Genomic DNA, 18,455 nt, shown 5'->3' with positions numbered 1-18,455 from the left:
TTAGAGTATTTTTATTACGTTAGAGTGTACATTTTTATCGATAATTCAGTGTCCTGTCTAGTGATTACACTAGGCAGGACGTTTTTAAATTACAGAGTGAAAAGCTACTTTGGCTTTTTAAATTGTGGAGTAATAATGTTATCGGAACGGGTCGATACGATTTTATCCATTGCTTTTTCTCGCTGACTTTCATGCAACATATCCATCAACTCTTGAACGATTTTGATATGCGTGGCAGCTTGAGCAGCTAACGCCTCTTTATGGCTTTTAGCTTCGTCGTAATATTCTTTTTTCTTTTTATTTGCTTGCGTCCTCTCACCTTTGAGTGACTTAATTTCTTTTTGAAGAACTTCAATGGGGGAGTGCGTGGTTTCATCTTGAGCAAGTTGCGCCTCTAATGACATGTTTTTTATCATTAAAACAACGTCATCATGCCTTCTGAGTGCGCCAGCAGACAGACCCGCTTCTTTTTCAACATTACTATTGTTAATTTTGAGCTTGCCCTTGCGAGCTTTGTTACGAAGCTCTTTCGATGTTAACTTGGTTATGTCACCATCCAAAAGCCTTTCTAACGCACTGATTAGCTTATTTTTAGTTGCTTGTGACATTATGATGTTACTCCATATGGGATAAGCATGTTTGTCACTTCATCGGGAAAGGTAACAGGCTCAAAGTCGATATCTAAATCTCTCAAAATACGTTCAGCGGCTTGAATTTTTATATACGATTCAGACGCGGTTTGAGGGGTTAACTCATCGTTTTCAATGTCATATAACATGTGTATTTCAGCCTCTTTACGCTTTGCTTCTGCAAATACGGCATCAACGATGAAATCATTCATGCAGTCTACACATTCTATGAGGTTAACTTGCGTTCTTAAACTACAGGAAGTCGAGGTGCAATATATGCCCGGCGCAACGGCATGAATGTGGCGGTTTTGAGTTCGAATTTGCTTTTTCCAATAGTTAAGAGAAAGCATGTCATTGTCTACCTTATCTTTAAATAAGTTGCGGTCTGTCCGCATCATATTTTTCGCAAACTCTTTGCCTTTACCACCTGCAACTCGCTCTTTGTTTGCCAGTTTTTGATAGATGTTTAAATAGATTTGGGCTTGTTGGTTAACCCTTTCTTCATCAATGGCATTGGCAAGAGTTTTCTGTTTCCGAAGCTTTTGAAATTTACTGGCATTCTTTGCATAGTGGCGAGTCATTGCCATAGATACATGGCTAAATTGCTGTTTTAGTTGCGGAAAACTGCAAAGTTCAAAACCTATTAAATAATAGGCAAAAGAGCGACGAAGTTGATGCCCTGTAAATACATAATCCTGACCAACGGTAAACGACAAATTGGGATCAGATGTTTTTAAATCAACAATGTCTTCATTGGTAAGCGCCAGTGCTTTACCCAGTGCCTTTTCAAACCAAGCTTGTGAATGTTTACCTAATTGCCTCTTAGTTACTTCACTACAGTCTTGTTTTGTTTTATGGAAAAAAGATTGAGAGTTTGGATGACGCTTTCTTAGTGGCGAATGCAGCGCTTGTAGTACTTCATACGCTTTCATGCCTGTCTCGGTGGTGACAAACTCATCTTGTATTGATTGTGCGCCCTTGGTCGTTTTTGATAAGTCGGTATGGATAACGTGTATCTTCTGCCTTTTGATTACCTCTGTCGTGCAGCCCTGAGCGGTGTTCAGATGATACATTTCATCGGCTCTCATTCCCGTTCGAGCCATTAGTCCCCATAAGCAGCCACCATTAATGTGTGTGAAGAGTTTTTGAGCCTCTTTAAGGTTGGTGATTGTCCATGGCCCAATCGTTAGCTTACGTTTGGTGTGGAAGGTATCAATGTGCGCTTGGTGAATCTCTGATTTATGGCGCTGAAGAAGCGTCAATGTTTCTTCTTCATTTGGAGAATGCAGTGCTAAAAAGGCGGCTTGAAAAGCAAGGGTGCGCTGTTTGGTCCATTTGCTCGTTTTCGATAAATACCAGCGAATAGTACCGTTTTTCAATCGGGCTTTATCACTGACCAGATATTTAGCATACCCCTGATATGCCGTATCAGAGTAAGTGGCAATATATTGTGAAAGTTGTTCTAGTTCATCACGAAGGGCGTAAGCGTCAGTAATCAGTGCTTCTGACTTTTGAAGGCCAAGGTAATACAGCCGCTGTGGAATGACAGTATGCTGCTCAGCATCTTTTATGGCTAAACCAAAGTCAGCGGCGTTAAGCTTTTTGTTCAGCTTAACCTCAAACGGCAAACCTCTGGCTTCGGTGTAAAGGCGATTTAATCCGGTGTAAATAGTTTCTCTTTCAAAGTCGATATCTGTAAAACCTGTTAGTGCCCACGATTCGAGTCGGTCAAAATCTAAACTTGATAAAGTGTTACACCCTTCATCTAAAAGGGGGGTAATCACTTTTTTGAGGTCATTTAATGCATCATAAAGAGTGTGAAATGAATAATCACGAGGTGAGAGCCACATCATTTTAAGCACGAGACTGATAAGCTGATTTTTAAGATTACGCTCTATTACCTTACCATCGAATGTAAAATCAAGGGTGAGGGTTCCTCTTGCTCTTGGTTCGAAATAAGGTTGTAGGTTTCTCCAAGCGTTGTTGTCGCCTATTTTCCCCAAGGATTTTCCTGTCACCGTAAAACCAACATCAAGGTTTTCGAGTTCATCCCAATCACCACGCTCAATGGCCGGTTTTAATACATCAATCAAGTAATTAGTATGAGCGCCAACATTTTCTTGTGCTTTAAGTAGCTTACTTTGATATTTAAGGTCACTGAGTTTTATCATTTTAGCCTCCCTAAAGTTAAAATTGCGTGGTCGATAGAGACTCGCGGATGACGCCCTTGGGTGTTAAATTTCGACATGGCTTCTTCAAATACAGTGTCACTCGCCCCATCGAGCGTAAGCTCAAATTGTTCAATTTTTTCATGAGCTTCACTTTTCGCATCGGGGTACATATTAAGGGTGTCTTTTAGCGCATCGATTAATGAAATGAGCTTATAAATTGCCTCCGTTTCATTTACCGCCTTTGCTGATTGGCATTTATGACACATATCAAATTCAGTACAAGGTAAGTTCAATCCTAACGCATGGTTTGTGGCTCGCTGGGTGTTCTTGCCATCAATAACCTGTTGCCCATTGCACACTAACCCATTGGGGTTGGTTTTTATGCTTTCTTCGCGCATTTTCTTCGCCTCATCGTGTGACAAAATCGGAATACCGCGCCTTTTCGCAACAATCGCCTTTGCTTGCTCGACATTTGTTTCATCATTGATGTTTTGTAAAACTTCTATCCCCTGACTTGTGATGACATTATTTAGCCGTGGGTCGCCGTTAAGGTAATTTCTATCCAGTGTTTCCAACGTGTTGCCGAGTAGGCTTTGAGCCGCTTGAATGCCGCCATCCGCATAAACTTGGTTGCTGGTCATTTCTCGCCAGCGACTCGATTGAAGAGAAAGATAATAATGGTTTGGCTCAACAGACCAAGTCCCCATTAACTGTCCTGAAATAGGGCTGATGCCTTCCCAGTCGTGAGGAACGCCACGGCTACTTCTAGTTAAAAGTAGCCGTTCATATTTCTTGGGGTGTTTGTCAGCGTTCTCATTGGCATAGTGCTCAATATCTTTGATTAACGCTAAATCAGAGGCTGGCACGTTAAAGCAACCATGAAGGCCGTTTCTATAGTTAAAAGAAACCGTAATATAGCCATCACTGTCTTTTTCAGAGTATGTAAGTGGAAGTAATATATTTTTCAGCGGTAAGTCTGTGTAGCAAGATAAAATACAATAGGCACTGTTTGTCGCCCCCTGTACAGCCCCAGTTTTGGCAATTGCTTCAACTTTTTTGTGAACAACAGTGCGCCCCAGATGATTTACAGTTTTCTTTAACGTGATTGCTTGTTGATTTCGGTAGCCGTAAAACAGTGTCTTAAACCAAGGCAGGTTACCAGCTCGGTTTGGAGATAACAGGTGCAGTTGATTAACGAGCTTTTTATTTATCTCTCTCAGGTTAAAGCTATCACTTACGTTCGCAGCATTATTGAGGGTAAAAAGTAACGGATCGCCATCCTTTGTGTTGCCATAGAGTTTAGACAGTCTCTCTAGGAGTTTAATAAACTTCACACCATCACGCTTATCAACATCAAATGTCTCACCGAGTAACAGCGCATCGACCTCTTTGTTCGCTCTAGGCTTGTAACTAGAGACTCTCACTGTCTCTAGTGTCTTATCTCGCTCTTCAATATGTACTTTAACTGGGTGTGAAATACTTCGAACGTTGCTGTCATTCAATGATGTAAAAAAACACATCAAATGATAGGCAGCGCCCATCGTGAGATTAAAAGCAGCGGCATGGTTAACGGCTGTACCATCTTTTTTACTACCACCGGCTTTTATATCCAATGATGTGGGGATTTGCACCACTTCCTCATGCTCGCCAAGGGCAATGACAATTGGCAGCGTGGCTGGTAAAGGCGTATTGTTTTCTTTGGCTGCAATAAGCTGTGTTGCGAGAGCGTAAAACACATTACTCAAACGTGCCACAAGCAGCTTTTCTTCTGGCTCTGAATATCCCACAAAAGGCGTACTTTGCCCTGTAAACCCTCGATGGTGGCGAGCCCAATCAGCAACGGGCAAGGCACACCAATCGAGTGCACTGCGAAATGCTGATAGTTGATTCCCAGCTGACGCTTCTTTAATGCCTATTTCATCACCATGGTTGTATTCCCACAATCGCTTGGAGGGGTGATACATTTTGATACGATGCCTTAACTCGCCATCGTTGCCAGCAAACTTTAAGTAACCACTTTCAGTAAATGGGTCAACATCTACTGCATCACAAAAAGCAATATAGCTGCGTAAGCTATCGTAGGCTACTTTAACGGTGGCTGCTGAGTTTCCATTGCTGACATATTGATTTGCTTTTTTGCAAAAGCGCCGAATGAATTCAGTTCGACTACTTATTTTCTGCTTTTTCTTGTCGCACTCTAAGTGCAATAAGTGAGAGACATCGAACGATTTTGGTTGATTTGATTTAACCTCTTTATAAGGGATCGTCAGGTTTAAAGGCACGACATTTTGACTGTTGCGTACACGCTTAACGGCGTTAGATTGCCTTGCAATTTTACTTTTTGCCATTACACCCAACCTCCGTTTATTTTGCGATTTTTCGCTCTAGCTGTGCGGATTTGGTCGTCCATTTTATTCATGAACTTAATGTATTTTTCAGTGGTTGAACTGCTCGCGTGCCCCATCAATTCAGCCAGTTCGTCCATCAGGTAGTCATAGTCAACTGTGCGCGTTTTCGACTCCTGCCAAAGAAAATGAGTTGCAAAGGTAGAACGTAAATCATGAATGCGGTAGTACCATGAAGAGTCCACTTCACGTATCTGTTTTCGAAGGTTTGAAAAGTGTGTTTCCAGCGTCTTATTTGAGTATGGTGTCCCTTTATTTGAAATAAAGAGGTAATCCACGGCATCTAAAATGTCGCCAGCCTGCACAAGTTCATTGCGTTTATCGAGGTTCTTCAACCGTGCGTGACTTTCCTTGTATATTTCTAACTCTTCGTAAAGCTCAATGGGGATATGTATTGTGCGGTGCTTACTGAATTTTGTGTGAGTAATTTGGATTGGCACAACATCTAAGTTACTGTAATCAGCCTTTCCTATCTCATTGGCGGGGAAGTGAGTGGCTTCATCAATTCGGAGTCCTGCCTCGTCACATAGTCGGAAGATTAATGCGGTCGCTTTGGGTAGTGAAGATACATGTTTATTGAATAAAGCCCTGTGCTCTGGGTGCATCGGCTTGAGCTTGTTATGAATAGGGGTATTATTTTTTTTAGGAAACATCTTCATGATATTGGATGTTTCATAAGTACGTTCAGAGTCCGATTTTGTATGAGCCAACATGTCGTGCTGGTTTAACTCTTGATGCACTTTTCCAGTTGTGTAATGAGTAAGCACATGCTGGTCGTTATTTTTTATATAGCCGTATTTTTGCATCCACTTATAGAATCCCATTACGGCACTCATATAACTTCGAGCAGTAGATAAACTAAAGGCTTCATCGCCATTAGCCCCTTCAATGTTATTGCAGTTAGCAAGGAGAAACTCAGCAAACCGCCAAGGTGCGCCTTCTTCCTCATATTTGGTGAGAGATTTATAGCTTAAGTATTCAGGGGGAATGATATTTCCATCTTCGTCTTCTTGCTCTAGACAGGTTGAATCTAAGAATCGAGTAAAGGCGAGTAGCCCTTTAGCAATAGAGCCTGTGTCTTTTACTTTGCCTTCACCACGTAATTTCGAGACTAAATAGAGAGATTGAGGATAGACAACCAACCCATCACGACCAATGATGATGTCGGTTTTCTTTACGAACTGTTTTAAGCTCGAAGGATCTAAGGTGGCAGAGAAAGCAACTTCCCCTGTTTCTGTTTCAGTGCAGCTGTTTATCTTGAGCTTGGCTAATGTATCAACCTTTATTGGCAATAACCAACAATCATCATAAACGTCTAAGCATGTGCTATTTGTTTCTATCACAAACAATCCTCAATATGTTACCCACATATTAAAGGTAGTTTGTCATAAAAATTAATCAAGGTTATCTGTCAATGAAAATTTCTAAGGGTAAACTTCTTAAGCCCCCATACACCGAACTGATCAGCTACGGCATGATCTTCATCAGATAAAAGGGTGAAGTTTAAGTTATCGCGCTCGATAAATTTTGGCAGACGTTTTACCGCATCAATACTGATACCAAGTACCACCACATTTTTTTCATCAAGCTCGGTTTTGCTATCACGCAGTCCACATGCTTGAACCGTACAACCTGGAGTCATTGCTTTAGGGTAAAAATAAGCAAGTACTTTCTTACCTTTAAAATCACTGAGACTAACAGGCTCGTTATTTTGATTCATTAAAGTAAAGGCAGGTGCAGGCGTGCCTGCTGTGAGCGTATTCATAAGTATAATATCCTTTTAGGTATCGTATCGCGATGCATTGCATGTTGAACGAACATGAGGCTGATAATGAAAGTTTTGTTATTTTTACTTTCGTTAATGTGTATGACCAATAAAATTCACAGACCCTTTTGCTGATAAGCTCTGGCACAAGGTTTCAAATTCCTCTTGCAGTGTCATCAGATTACAGTCTTCAGGTAAATTTGTACTAATTTGCAAAACAAGTTGATTCATTGCTCCCACTGTTTGGCTTTCAACGGTATTAGCGCTAAGCGTCGAAATATCGATATGTCGGCTCGCCATAAAGTGAGTAAATTGCTTAATTAAACCTGGGCTATCATTAGCTTCAACATGGAAATCAGTGGTATAAGGGAAAAAACGATGTTGGTGCTTGCTCGTACGTTTTATAACAGTAATAAGATCATGCTCTTGCCCTTTTAATGGCAGAGTCGATTCAATTCGAGAAATTGCATTGTTATTACCTGATAACAGCATGATCAAGGTAAACTCAGAACCAAAAAGGGCAATGCGGCTATCTACGATATTGCAGCCACATTGAGTCACAAGGTGGGTGATTTCATCAGAGATACCTGGGCGATCAGTACCTACAGCAGTGATGACAAGGTAGTGTTCCATATTGGTCTTCATTGTAAAATTATAATCTAAGCATGTTAGCACAGACTGCTATTGATACGATGGCAAATTTAATAACAATAGCCTTTACTGTTGAGATGAGTTTGACTGATTTTTAAGCAAAAAAAAGGAAACATTACTGGGTTTATTAATATTTGGGTTTCAAAGTACAAAATTGTGATGAAAGAAGGTGATAAAGCCTGTTAGTTAACTGTTTTCAATCAGCCTTTGCTTGAGTTTATAGTCACTCAAAAGTACCATGACAAAGTTATACCCTAACGGCTTTAGCATACAGCCCCATAAGGTAATGGTGAGAGAACCGTTTGGATATATAAGAAGAGGGGGATGGACATGTTTAAAGGAAGCATGGTTGCGCTATTAACTCCACTAGATTCAGCAGGCGAAGTAGATTACGTCGGTTTGAAAACGCTGGTGGATTATCATATTAACGCAGGAACAAGTGCGATTATTGCCGTGGGTACCACGGGAGAGTCTGCAACACTTACCGTTGATGAGCATATTAAGGTTGTTTTAAAAACATTGGAATATGTTGATGGACGAGTTCCTGTTATTGCAGGTACAGGCGCAAATGCGACGCATGAAGCCATCACAATCACCAAGCTTTTTTCTGGCACGGGTGTAGCAGCATGTTTAAGTGTTACACCGTACTATAATAAGCCAACCCAAGAAGGTTTATTCCAACATTATAAAGCCATTGCTGAAGCGACAGATATTCCGCAAATTCTTTACAATGTACCTGGACGAACTGCGGTAGACTTATTACCTGAAACTGTCGCGCGTTTAGCTAAAATCGATAATATTATTGGTATTAAAGATGCGACAGCTGATTTATCTCGTGTGAAAAAAACACGGGAACTTTGTGGTGAAGATTTCATCCAATTAAGCGGTGATGACGCTACAGCCGTAGACTTTGTCGCTGAAGGTGGTCACGGTGTTATTTCTGTCACGGCAAATATTGCCGCAGCAGATATGGCTCAAATGTTTTCACTCGCATTAAGTGGCCAAATTGACGCTGCACGAGAAATTAATCAGCGTTTAATGCCATTACACAGTCATCTGTTTGTTGAAGCGAACCCTATTCCAGTGAAATGGGCGGCTCATCAGTTAGGCTTGATTGATAATGGTGAATTACGACTACCGCTAACTGTATTAAGCGAGTCACAGCAACCGATTGTTAAACAGGCTCTTTTGGATGCCGGTGTGCTTTAAGTTGCACAAGCGTAGGAGCGCAGGAGCATAAATGAATTATAAATATCGACTAGCACTAGCTGCATTCGTGGTAACCAGTTTATCTGCTTGTTCAGGTGGGGCTGAGTCTCGTCGTCAGGCTAATCAAGATTTTAACTATCTTGATACTCAACCTTTAGAATCATGGACGCTGCCAACAGGGGCTATGCCTTTTAGTAATGCCAGTTACGCGATTTCAAGCAAGGCATTTACTGGTGATGTTGGTGCTAGCGTTGATATTCGCCCACCGCAACAGGTTCTTAATCTTATTCCTGGTATGCGCTCTAACGTGGACCAAGATGGTGTAACAGTTCAACTTCCTCGTACTTCTGATTTAACCAAACTATGGCAAGTTACCCAGAATTTGATCAGTAAAAATAACATTGGTATTGCAAAGCAAAGCGCTGATCGTATTGATACTGATTGGGTAAGCTGGACAAATGAAGATGAAGATCATGAAGTGGGCAGTCGCTATAGTATTGAGAAATCACCTGCGACGAATAGTTACCGCATTATCTTAACGGATTGGCGTGAAGATGGTAAAACGGTACCTGTTACTGCGAATAATAAACGTCGTTACAGCATTTTAATGACCAACTTAGTAATGTCTAAATACGATGAGAATATTCGAGAGCAAGCACGTTTCGCAGCGGCTGAGCAACTGAAAAATATACCAATTTCAATGAGTGTAGATCGCAGTGGTCTTCCTATCTTGGTTGCACGAGCAGCATACGATGATATGTGGGAACGCTTGCCAGCAGCATTAGCTAAACTTGGCTTTACTGTTGAAGATCGTAATCGTTCTCAAGGTATGATTGATGTGAAATATCGTGAACCTGATGATGAATTCTGGCAAAAGCTAGGTACGAAGCCGATGAAATTAACCGATGATACTTACCGTATTTTAGTTGGTGATTTGGGGAACCGTACATCAATCAATATCACAGATAGCGATGGTAAACCTGTGACTAGTGAAATATTAGAATCAGCGGCTCCTGCTTTTGCAGCAAGTTTCCAGAAATAATTAGCTATTTTTGTCATAAAAAAAACCGCTTTAGTTAAAGCGGTTTTTTTATATTTAATTTTTTAGCTTACGCCAAAATATGTTGAGATATTATTTAATCTCTACACCTTGCGCTTGAAGATCGGCGTGGTACGACGATCGTACAAATGGTCCACATGCAGCGTGTGTAAAGCCAAGATCGAGAGCGATTTCTTTAAGTTCATCAAACTCTTCTGGCGGTACATAACGCTCAACTGGTAAGTGGTGGCGGCTTGGTGCTAAATATTGACCTAGTGTCAGCATGGTAACGCCGTGAGCACGAAGATCTTTTAGTACTTGAATGATTTCTTCTTTGGTTTCACCTAAGCCCATCATCACACCTGACTTAGTCGGTACATCAGGATGAAGCTCTTTGAACTTTTTCAATAAATCCAAAGACCACTGGTAGTTAGCACCTGGGCGCGCTTTACGGTATAGGCGTGGTGCAGTTTCTAAGTTGTGGTTAAAAACATTCGGTGCGGTATCACGGAAGATCTCTAGCGCACGATCCATGCGGCCACGGAAATCAGGCACTAATGTTTCAATATGAATACTTGGGTTCTTTGCTCTAATCTCAGTAATACAGTCCACGAAATGTTGTGCACCACCATCACGAAGATCATCACGGTCAACAGAGGTTACAACCACATAGCGTAGTTTCATATCTGCGATTGTTTGTGCTAAATGGGCGGGCTCTTCAGCATTAGGCGGTAGAGGACGACCATGGGCAACGTCGCAGAATGGGCAACGACGGGTACAAATGGCACCTAAGATCATAAAGGTTGCTGTACCGTGATTAAAACATTCTGCTAAATTCGGGCAAGAAGCCTCTTCACAGACTGAGTGAAGTTTGTTTTTACGTAGGGCTGATTTGATTTCCTGAATACGCTTACTATCAGACGGTAGCTTGATTTTCATCCATTCAGGTTTACGTAATACTTCTTTTGGCGCTTCTTCGTTCGCAACATTACGAACTGGGATCAATGCCATTTTATCGGCATCGCGATATTTGACGCCTTGTTCAATCTTAATTGGTTTACTCATGGTTGATTGCTTTCCGTCATCCACTCGATTTTCGGATAATCGAGTAATTTAGTTAATTCTTCAACGAGTACAGGCTGAACTTCCGTCAGTTCAGTTGGGCCATTTAATGACGCAGTTTGTGTCATTTCCATTCCAGCATAACCGCAAGGGTTAATACGAAGAAAAGGCGCCAGATCCATATTTATATTGAGTGCCAGACCGTGAAAAGAGCACCCACGTCTGATCCGTAATCCTAATGAGCATATTTTTTGATTATTCACATACACACCAGGTGCATCAGGGCGAGCGTTAGAGCTAATCCCAAAGTGGGATAAAGTATTGATTACTGTATTTTCGATGTGCGTAACTAACTCACGGACACCTAATTTTCTTCGGCGTAAGTCGATCAAGATATAAGCCACTTGTTGTCCGGGACCATGGTAGGTTACTTGTCCGCCACGGTCACTTTGAACAACTGGGATATCGCCTGTGTTGAGCAAGTGTTCGACTTTGCCTGCCTGTCCTTGAGTAAAAACAGGTGAATGTTCTACCAGCCAGATTTCATCTGCCGAGTCTTCAGTTCGATTATTGGTGAAGTCATGCATGGCATCGTACGTCGCTTGGTAATCGCAACGGCCAAGGTTTTTAATAATAAGAGCTGTTTGCAATGTACTACCCAGATAATAATTAAGATGCCAATCATAAAGAAGGCTAGGTCAGGGCATTATACCTAAACTTGTTGCGGATGTAATGTTAACGACTGATGAAGGAGTTATGGGTAATAAATGAGGATTATAAGAAGGTAAAGAGAATTAAAAGATAGGCGGTATTGATAACCGCCTGAAAGATAGTGCTTATAACACTACGCGAACAATATCAATTGCACCTAACTCTTTGTATAAGGTTTCAATTTGTTCAACATTGGTCGCGTTTACAGCAACAGAAACAGCAGTATATGTTCCTTTGCTACTGGGTTTTGTTGTTGGAGTGTAATCACCAGGGATAACACTCTGAATAACTTCAACTACACGATCTGGCAATTCTGGTTTGTTTTCACCCATTACTTTAAAAGTAAAGATACAAGGGAATTCCAGTAGATCTTTTAGTTTTGGTTGCTCTTGTTCTTGCATATAGAACTCCAAAGTTCGCTTTCAATGTGTCTTTCATCATTACTATTATGGCTAATAGTAGTGTATTGCAGGCATCTTAATGTGTCAGTGATTGTAAAACAAGGGAAGGATGAAGAGGATTGGGAATATAGGGGTAATGTTTGTATTCAGTAATGAAAACTAAGAGGCAACAGAAGTTGCCTCTTAGTCGTTGATGAAGTCGATAGTTTAAATTACTTAAACCAACTTTGTACTAGCATCATGACGTAGTCGACCATACGGCTAAATAGGCTGCCTTCTTTAACATCGTTTAATGCCACAAGCGGGTATTCAGCAACGTCTTGATCGCCAACACGGTAAGTCAATTTACCGACAACTTCACCTTTGGTGATTGGTGCCTTTAGTTCTTTAGTTAGCACAAAGCTAGCTTTCAGATCTTTAGCTTGGCTACGAGGCAAAGTTACATAGGTGTTTTCAGTCACACCTAGGTTGACGGTGTCTGTATCACCCATCCAAACTTTTTCAGTTTCAATGGTTTGATCTTTTTTGTTTGGTGAAAGTGTTTCGTAGAAACGGAAACCAAAGTTTAGTAGCTTCTTACTTTCAGCTAGGCGAGCATTTTTACTTGCTGTACCCATCACAACTGAGATAAGACGCATGTTACCTTCTGTTGCGGTACTTACTAAGCTATAACCTGCGTTATCTGTATGCCCTGTTTTTAGACCATCAACGTGCATGCTTTTATCCCAAAGTAGACCGTTACGGTTGTACTGGGTAATGCCGTTGTAAGTAAATGACTTCTCATCATAGATCTTAAATTCATTAGGCAGATCGCGGATTAATGAGCGAGTAAGAATAGAAAGATCGTAAGGAGTAGTGTAAAGATCAGGGCGGTCAAGACCATGCACATTAGCAAAGTGAGTTGACTTCATGCCGAGGTTTTTAGCCCAGCCATTCATTAGATCAACAAATGATTCTTGAGAGCCTGCAACGTGCTCTGCCATTGCGACACAGGCATCATTACCTGAGTCAACAATAATTCCGCGGTTTAAGTCAGAAACTTTGACGCTTTTACCGACTTCTAGGAACATTTTAGATGAGCCTGGGAAGTTTTTCGCCCAAGCATTTTTGCTGATAACAACAGTATCATCTGGTGAGATATTACCGTTTTTAATCTCTTGGCCGATAACAAAACTGGTCATGATTTTTGTCAAACTAGCTGGCGCTAATTTTTCATATTCATTATTACCAGCAAGGATTTTGCCTGAATTATAGTCGACGAGGATATAGCCTTTTGCCGCGATTTGTGGAGCTTCAGGTACGACTGCTGGTGACGCAGCAACAGTAGCTGAAGCCAGCAAAGTGGCTGATATGGCTACAGAACGGAAAAGCGCAGCTGTTTTTATCATGATTATTATAACTTTAGTTTATCTGAGACAAGAAATGACGCTCACTATAGCAAATAACACCTTACCTATCAGTTGAATGGGTGCATATTTCCATTAATTGACATTAAGCGGACGTAATGTGCGCAAAGTTTGGTTTTAATTATTGCTGTAAACGAAGTAAGGCTTGTATGTTCATTTGTTAATTTTTTAACATACAAGCCAATGTTATGAGTCCTAAATAATGATTAGGTTCCCATTATCGATTAACAGTGGTTATAAATGCTTTTGGATAGCTACGAGATTTTACTTTGCTAAGTTGTATTTCAGCATCTCGGTGATCCATATAAGGGCCTAAGCGGACACGATATACAGCGCGACTATCAATTTTTTCGATATTAATATCGGTATTGAAGCTACGCTTTAGCTCTTTTTTCATCTCTTCGGCTTTTGCTAAGCTATTTACCGCTGCTAATTGGACAAAATAGTGATGAGGAATAGGAGAGTTCTTCATCGTACTTTTATTTGTCGGCTTAGGTATATTTATCACTTCTATCTTAACTGGGGCTGTGCCAAGACTAATTACCCCAATTTTTGCGGCAGCTGCCATGCTTAAATCGATAATTCGACCATCATGAAATGGACCACGGTCGTTAACTCGAACGATCGTTGATTTACCATTAAGGGTATTTGTTACACGTACAAAACTCGGAAGCGGTAAAGTTTTATGTGCCGCAGTCATAGCAAACATATTGTATGTTTCACCATTTGAGGTTTTGTGTCCGTGGAACTTTTCACCGTACCAAGAAGCGTAGCCTGTCTCTGTATAACCTTTAGTGTTTTTTATAATGTGGTAGCGTTTACCACGTAATGTGTAGTCTTTATTACCACCACGGCTATAAGGTTCATAATGCGGCACAACGGGTGGTACTTTACTGAAATCAGGTGAAACCTTTGGTGCCCGGTCATCTTTTAATGAATAACGGCCCGCGTTGGGATCATCATTGGTTAAGGGGCTGGGTTTAAACAGTAAGCCGGGTGTAGCTTGATCTGCTTTTGTCTCTGGCTGTTGAGGTTTATCTGGCGCGGAGCTACATCCAGCAAGTAGAACAAAGAACAATAAAAAAAGTGAACGCATTTAGGTCGCCTTAGACAACATTTTTCTGTGAGTGTGGATAGACATCAAAATACCGAAGCCAGCTAGTAGGGTCATCATGGATGTACCGCCGTAGCTCACTAAAGGAAGTGGAACACCTACAACAGGCAGAATGCCACTTACCATGCCGATATTTACAAAAACATAAACAAAGAAACTTAAAACAATACTACCAGCCATCATACGCCCAAATGCAGTTTGCGCTTGGCTGGCTAGCCATAAACCTCGTCCTAATATGAACAGGTACATTGTTAGTAAACCAATAACACCGGTTAACCCCCATTCTTCTGCAATAACTGCAAAAATGAAGTCGGTATGTCGTTCTGGAACAAACTCAAGTTGCGATTGAGTTCCATGGAGCCAGCCCTTTCCGCTTATGCCTCCAGAGCCAATCGCGATTTTTGATTGGATAATATGGTATCCCGCACCGAGCGGATCAGACTCTGGATTAAACAAAGTCAAGACTCGTGTTCGCTGATAGTCGTGCATAAGGAAGAACCATAACACAGGAATAAACGCGCCGAGTAATACTAACGCCCCAATAATCAGTCTCCAGCTCATTCCTGACAGAAACAGAACAAAGATACCTGATGCTGCCACCAAAATTGAGGTTCCAAGGTCGGGTTGTTTAGCAATTAAGATGGTCGGTGTGAAGATCAATACTAAGGCAACAAAGATATTACGCATCGATGGTGGTAATGGACGATTACCAATAAAACGAGCCACCATAAGTGGCACCGCCAGTTTGAGTAATTCAGAAGGTTGAAAGCGAACAAAGCCTAAATTCAACCAACGTTGTGCGCCTTTAGAGACTTCACCAAAAGCTAATACACTAAATAATAGCAGTAAGCCAATACCAAATAAGTAAGGTGCCCATGCTTCGTAATGGCGTGGTGCAATTTGTGCGAGTAAAACCATGATCCCTAGTGACATAAGCATGCGTATTGCCTGGCGTTCCATCATGGCAATGTTTTGTCCGCTTGCGCTCCACATGATGACAAGGGCAAATCCCATTAATGTAAGGATCCCTAGTAATAGTGGCATATCGATATGTAAGCGATCAGTTAACGTTCGCTTGGTACCGGTTGCCGCCATAATACTCATTATTGTACCTCTGTTGGTTGTGTCGCAGTGAGTTCAGGCTTTGATTTAAGAGCGCTGTCAGCGGTTGGTTTAATTAACATATGATCAAAAATTTGACGTGCAATTGGTCCACCATTACTAGAGCCACCACCGGCATTTTCTAATACCATAGCAACGACCACTTCAGGGTTTTCAAATGGCGCAAATGCAGTAAATAAAGCATGGTCACGTAGACGCTCTTCGAGTTCATCAGCATTATATTTTTGGTTTTCAGCCAAACCGAATACCTGTGCTGAACCTGACTTTCCGCCAGCTTCATATGGCGTATCATAAAATGCTTTACGTGCTGTACCACGATTGCCATAAAGTACGCGATGCATACCTTCACGAGCAATTTTCCATGTTTCAGTTGTCACGCCTGTTATCGGCGGGAAATTTTTAAATTCAGCAGGTTTAACTGTTTCTTCGTCAATAATATCTTTTAGAAGATGAGGACGATGAACCACACCATTATTGACCAATACCGATGTTGCTTTTGCTATCTGTAGTGGTGTTGCTGTCCAATAGCCTTGTCCAATTCCGACAGGAATGGTGTCTCCTTGATACCAAGGACGTTTATGACGTGCTTGTTTCCATTCACGCGTTGGCATGTTGGCCTTACTTTCTTCGTGAATATCGATACCGGTATAGACGCCATAACCAAATTTATTCATCCACGTTGAAAGCCTATCGATACCCATATCGTAAGCGACTTGGTAAAAGTAAGTATCTACTGACTCTTCAATAGCTTTATAAATATTAACACGACCATGTCCCCAACGAAGCCAATCACGGAATTTGCGGCTGGTAGTGTTAGGGATCTGCCACCAACCGGGATCGTTACGGGTGGTTTTGGGTGTGATCACACCTTCTGTTAATGCAGCGACTGCAATTAATGGTTTTACCGTCGATGCTGGTGGATAAATACCAAGCGTGACACGGTTAACCAATGGGCGATCAGGGTTATTTAATAATTCGCGATATTTTTTACTGGAAATACCACGAACAAATAAATTGGGGTCGTAACTTGGGCTAGAAACCATGGCGAGAATAGCATCGTCTTTTGGATCTAATACCACGACAGAGCCACGCTTGTGTTTAATGATTTCTTCACCTGTTTCAGGATCGGTCTTACGTTCAGTCAGCAGGTTTTGTACATAAAGCTGAAGCTGAATATCAATATTTAACGAAATATCTTTGCCTGGAATAGGGGGCACGTACTTAAGGGTACGAATAATACGTCCACGACTATTAACTTCGACTTCTTGATAGCCAGAAGTACCATGTAATAGATCTTCGTAGTAACGTTCGATACCTAATTTACCGATATCGCGTGTTGCTTTGTAGTTACTGAGTTTCTCGGCTTTATCGAGTTTCTTAAGGTCACGATCGTTAATTTTTGCTACATAACCCAAAACGTGCGTGAGCGAATCACCATACGGATAGTAACGTTTTAAATAGGCTTTAACATCAACGCCAGGGAATTTATGTTGGTTGACTGCAAATAAAGCAACTTGTTGCTCGTTTAATCCCTCAAGGATCGGCACAGATTTAAAGCGGCGAGTACGACGACGCTCTTTTTTAAATTGCTCAATGTCTTCATTGGTTAGACCTAATACTGATTTTAAATCCGCATAGGTTTGTTCCATGTCTGGTACTTTTTCAATGGTAACTTCAAGGTTGTAGATCGGTCGATTTTCAGCTAGAAGCAAACCGTTGCGGTCATAGATAAGGCCACGATTTGGTGCGACAGGAATGATTTTGATTCGATTGTCATTAGAGCGGGTCTTATAGTCTTGGTGTTGTTCAACCTGAATATTAAATAGATTGAACAATAAGACACTGACCAGAATGATAATTCCAATAAATGAGACAAGAGCTCGGCGGAAAAATAGCGCCGACTCAGCGCGATGGTCGCGGATCTGGGTTCGCTTTTGTCTCATCGATGGTTATTCCCTGTGATACGGATGGTTAGCCGTGATGCTCCATGCACGGTATAAACTTTCTGCCATAACGACACGCACTAACGGGTGCGGAAGTGTTAATGGTGATAGTGACCAGCTTTGCTCTGCAGCTGCTTTACAAGCTGGTGAAAGGCCTTCAGGTCCGCCAATTAAAATAGAGACGTCGCGACCATCAAGTTTCCAAACTTCTAGCTGACCTGCTAGTTGTTCGGTATCCCAGCGTTTACCAGGAATATCTAGAGTAACAATTCGGTTACCCTTAGCAACGGCTGCTAACATCGCTTCACCTTCCTTTTGAAGGATACGAGCAATGTCTGCATTTTTTCCGCGCTTACCCGCTGGAATCTCAATCAATTCCAGAGGCATATCTTTAGGGAAACGACGGCTATATTCCTTATAGCCTTCCTCAACCCACTTAGGCATTTTTGTACCAACAGCAATTAATTGAAGCTTCATGACTTACTTAGCTCCAAAGCTTCTCCAGTTGATATACTTGGCGAGCATCTTCTTGCATGATATGTAGCATTACGTTGCCCATATCAACAATTACCCATTGACCTTCTTCTTCACCACTAATACCAAATGGAGGGAAGTCAATTAACTTTGATTCTTTGTTTACATGATCAGCAATAGAGCTCACGTGACGGTTTGAAGAACCAGTACAGATAACCATTACGTCTGTGATGCTTGATTTACCACGAACATCAATTGTCACGATGTCTTGTGCTTTAATATCGTCAATTTTATCAACAATGAAATCTTGTAGTTCTTGAACTTGCAAAGGGATTCCCTCAATAAGCGTTTAA

16 protein-coding genes and 1 pseudogene are annotated in these 18,455 nt (G+C 41.4%); 2 read left to right on the top strand and 15 right to left on the bottom strand.

What is annotated here, in order from left to right:
- Positions 1–104 precede the first annotated feature (104 nt).
- The 6 genes and pseudogenes from SKA34_RS18595 to SKA34_RS18570 all read right to left on the bottom strand — a co-directional run bounded on the left by SKA34_RS18595 (position 105) and on the right by SKA34_RS18570 (position 7,603).
- A complete protein-coding gene (locus tag SKA34_RS18595) occupies positions 105–608 on the bottom strand; it encodes a hypothetical protein (RefSeq protein ID WP_006647062.1) in 504 nt (167 codons plus the stop codon).
- Positions 608–2,800 carry a tyrosine-type recombinase/integrase gene (locus SKA34_RS18590; protein ID WP_006647061.1) on the bottom strand — a complete coding sequence of 731 codons (2,193 nt, stop codon included), beginning with the start codon at positions 2,798–2,800 and terminating at the stop codon, positions 608–610. The genes SKA34_RS18595 and SKA34_RS18590 overlap by 1 nt, the downstream gene beginning before the upstream one ends.
- Positions 2,797–5,148, bottom strand: coding sequence for a hypothetical protein (locus SKA34_RS18585; protein ID WP_006647060.1), 2,352 nt, complete (start codon positions 5,146–5,148; stop codon positions 2,797–2,799). Before SKA34_RS18585 ends, SKA34_RS18590 begins: the two co-directional genes overlap by 4 nt.
- Positions 5,148–6,548 carry a site-specific integrase gene (locus SKA34_RS18580; RefSeq protein ID WP_006647059.1) on the bottom strand — a complete coding sequence of 467 codons (1,401 nt, stop codon included), beginning with the start codon at positions 6,546–6,548 and terminating at the stop codon, positions 5,148–5,150. Before SKA34_RS18580 ends, SKA34_RS18585 begins: the two co-directional genes overlap by 1 nt.
- An 89-nt stretch (positions 6,549–6,637) precedes the next feature.
- Positions 6,638–6,970: pseudogene (gene bcp, locus SKA34_RS18575) on the bottom strand (thioredoxin-dependent thiol peroxidase); the annotation flags it as partial.
- Positions 6,971–7,063: 93 nt separating this feature from the next.
- Positions 7,064–7,603, bottom strand: coding sequence for a glycine cleavage system protein R (locus tag SKA34_RS18570; protein WP_006647057.1), 540 nt, complete (start codon positions 7,601–7,603; stop codon positions 7,064–7,066).
- Between the two features lie 348 nt (positions 7,604–7,951).
- On the opposite strand from SKA34_RS18570, the gene dapA reads away from it, so the two are divergent.
- A complete protein-coding gene (gene dapA / locus SKA34_RS18565) occupies positions 7,952–8,830 on the top strand; it encodes a 4-hydroxy-tetrahydrodipicolinate synthase (RefSeq protein WP_006647056.1) in 879 nt (292 codons plus the stop codon).
- A 31-nt stretch (positions 8,831–8,861) separates the two neighbouring features.
- Complete coding sequence (gene bamC, locus SKA34_RS18560) at positions 8,862–9,872, top strand: outer membrane protein assembly factor BamC (protein WP_006647055.1); 1,011 nt, start codon at positions 8,862–8,864, stop codon at positions 9,870–9,872.
- 90 nt (positions 9,873–9,962) lie between these two features.
- Here bamC and lipA read toward each other — a convergent pair whose 3' ends face one another.
- From lipA to rsfS, 9 genes are all read right to left on the bottom strand, one after another.
- A complete protein-coding gene (gene lipA / locus SKA34_RS18555; protein ID WP_005363402.1) occupies positions 9,963–10,934 on the bottom strand; it encodes a lipoyl synthase in 972 nt (323 codons plus the stop codon).
- Positions 10,931–11,581: a lipoyl(octanoyl) transferase LipB gene (gene lipB, locus SKA34_RS18550; RefSeq protein ID WP_006647054.1), complete on the bottom strand. Its 651-nt coding sequence runs from the start codon at positions 11,579–11,581 to the stop codon at positions 10,931–10,933. The genes lipA and lipB overlap by 4 nt, the downstream gene beginning before the upstream one ends.
- Positions 11,582–11,767: 186 nt before the next feature.
- Positions 11,768–12,043, bottom strand: a complete 276-nt coding sequence (ybeD, locus tag SKA34_RS18545) for a DUF493 family protein YbeD (protein ID WP_006647053.1) — start codon at positions 12,041–12,043, stop codon at positions 11,768–11,770.
- A gap of 212 nt (positions 12,044–12,255) precedes the next feature.
- Positions 12,256–13,431 (bottom strand): serine hydrolase, encoded by a 1,176-nt coding sequence (locus SKA34_RS18540; RefSeq protein WP_006647052.1) that lies wholly within the window; start codon positions 13,429–13,431, stop codon positions 12,256–12,258.
- Between the two features lie 235 nt (positions 13,432–13,666).
- The gene (locus tag SKA34_RS18535; RefSeq protein ID WP_006647051.1) at positions 13,667–14,545 is read right to left on the bottom strand and encodes a septal ring lytic transglycosylase RlpA family protein; all 879 of its coding nucleotides are present in this window, start codon (positions 14,543–14,545) and stop codon (positions 13,667–13,669) included.
- On the bottom strand, positions 14,546–15,667 hold the full coding sequence (gene mrdB, locus SKA34_RS18530; RefSeq protein ID WP_006647050.1) for a peptidoglycan glycosyltransferase MrdB: 1,122 nt from the start codon (positions 15,665–15,667) through the stop codon (positions 14,546–14,548).
- On the bottom strand, positions 15,667–17,628 hold the full coding sequence (mrdA, locus tag SKA34_RS18525; RefSeq protein WP_006647049.1) for a penicillin-binding protein 2: 1,962 nt from the start codon (positions 17,626–17,628) through the stop codon (positions 15,667–15,669). The genes mrdB and mrdA overlap by 1 nt, the downstream gene beginning before the upstream one ends.
- A 6-nt stretch (positions 17,629–17,634) precedes the next feature.
- Entirely contained in the window at positions 17,635–18,105 is a 471-nt protein-coding gene (rlmH, locus tag SKA34_RS18520) for a 23S rRNA (pseudouridine(1915)-N(3))-methyltransferase RlmH (protein ID WP_005363385.1), read from the bottom strand.
- 7 nt (positions 18,106–18,112) lie between these two features.
- Complete coding sequence (gene rsfS, locus SKA34_RS18515) at positions 18,113–18,430, bottom strand: ribosome silencing factor (RefSeq protein ID WP_006647048.1); 318 nt, start codon at positions 18,428–18,430, stop codon at positions 18,113–18,115.
- Positions 18,431–18,455 lie beyond the last annotated feature (25 nt).

This window comes from Photobacterium sp. SKA34 (assembly GCF_000153325.1).
GTDB lineage: Bacteria > Pseudomonadota > Gammaproteobacteria > Enterobacterales > Vibrionaceae > Photobacterium.
Note: the sequence above shows the minus strand (reverse complement) of the source record. Positions and strands in the feature narration are given on the sequence as shown.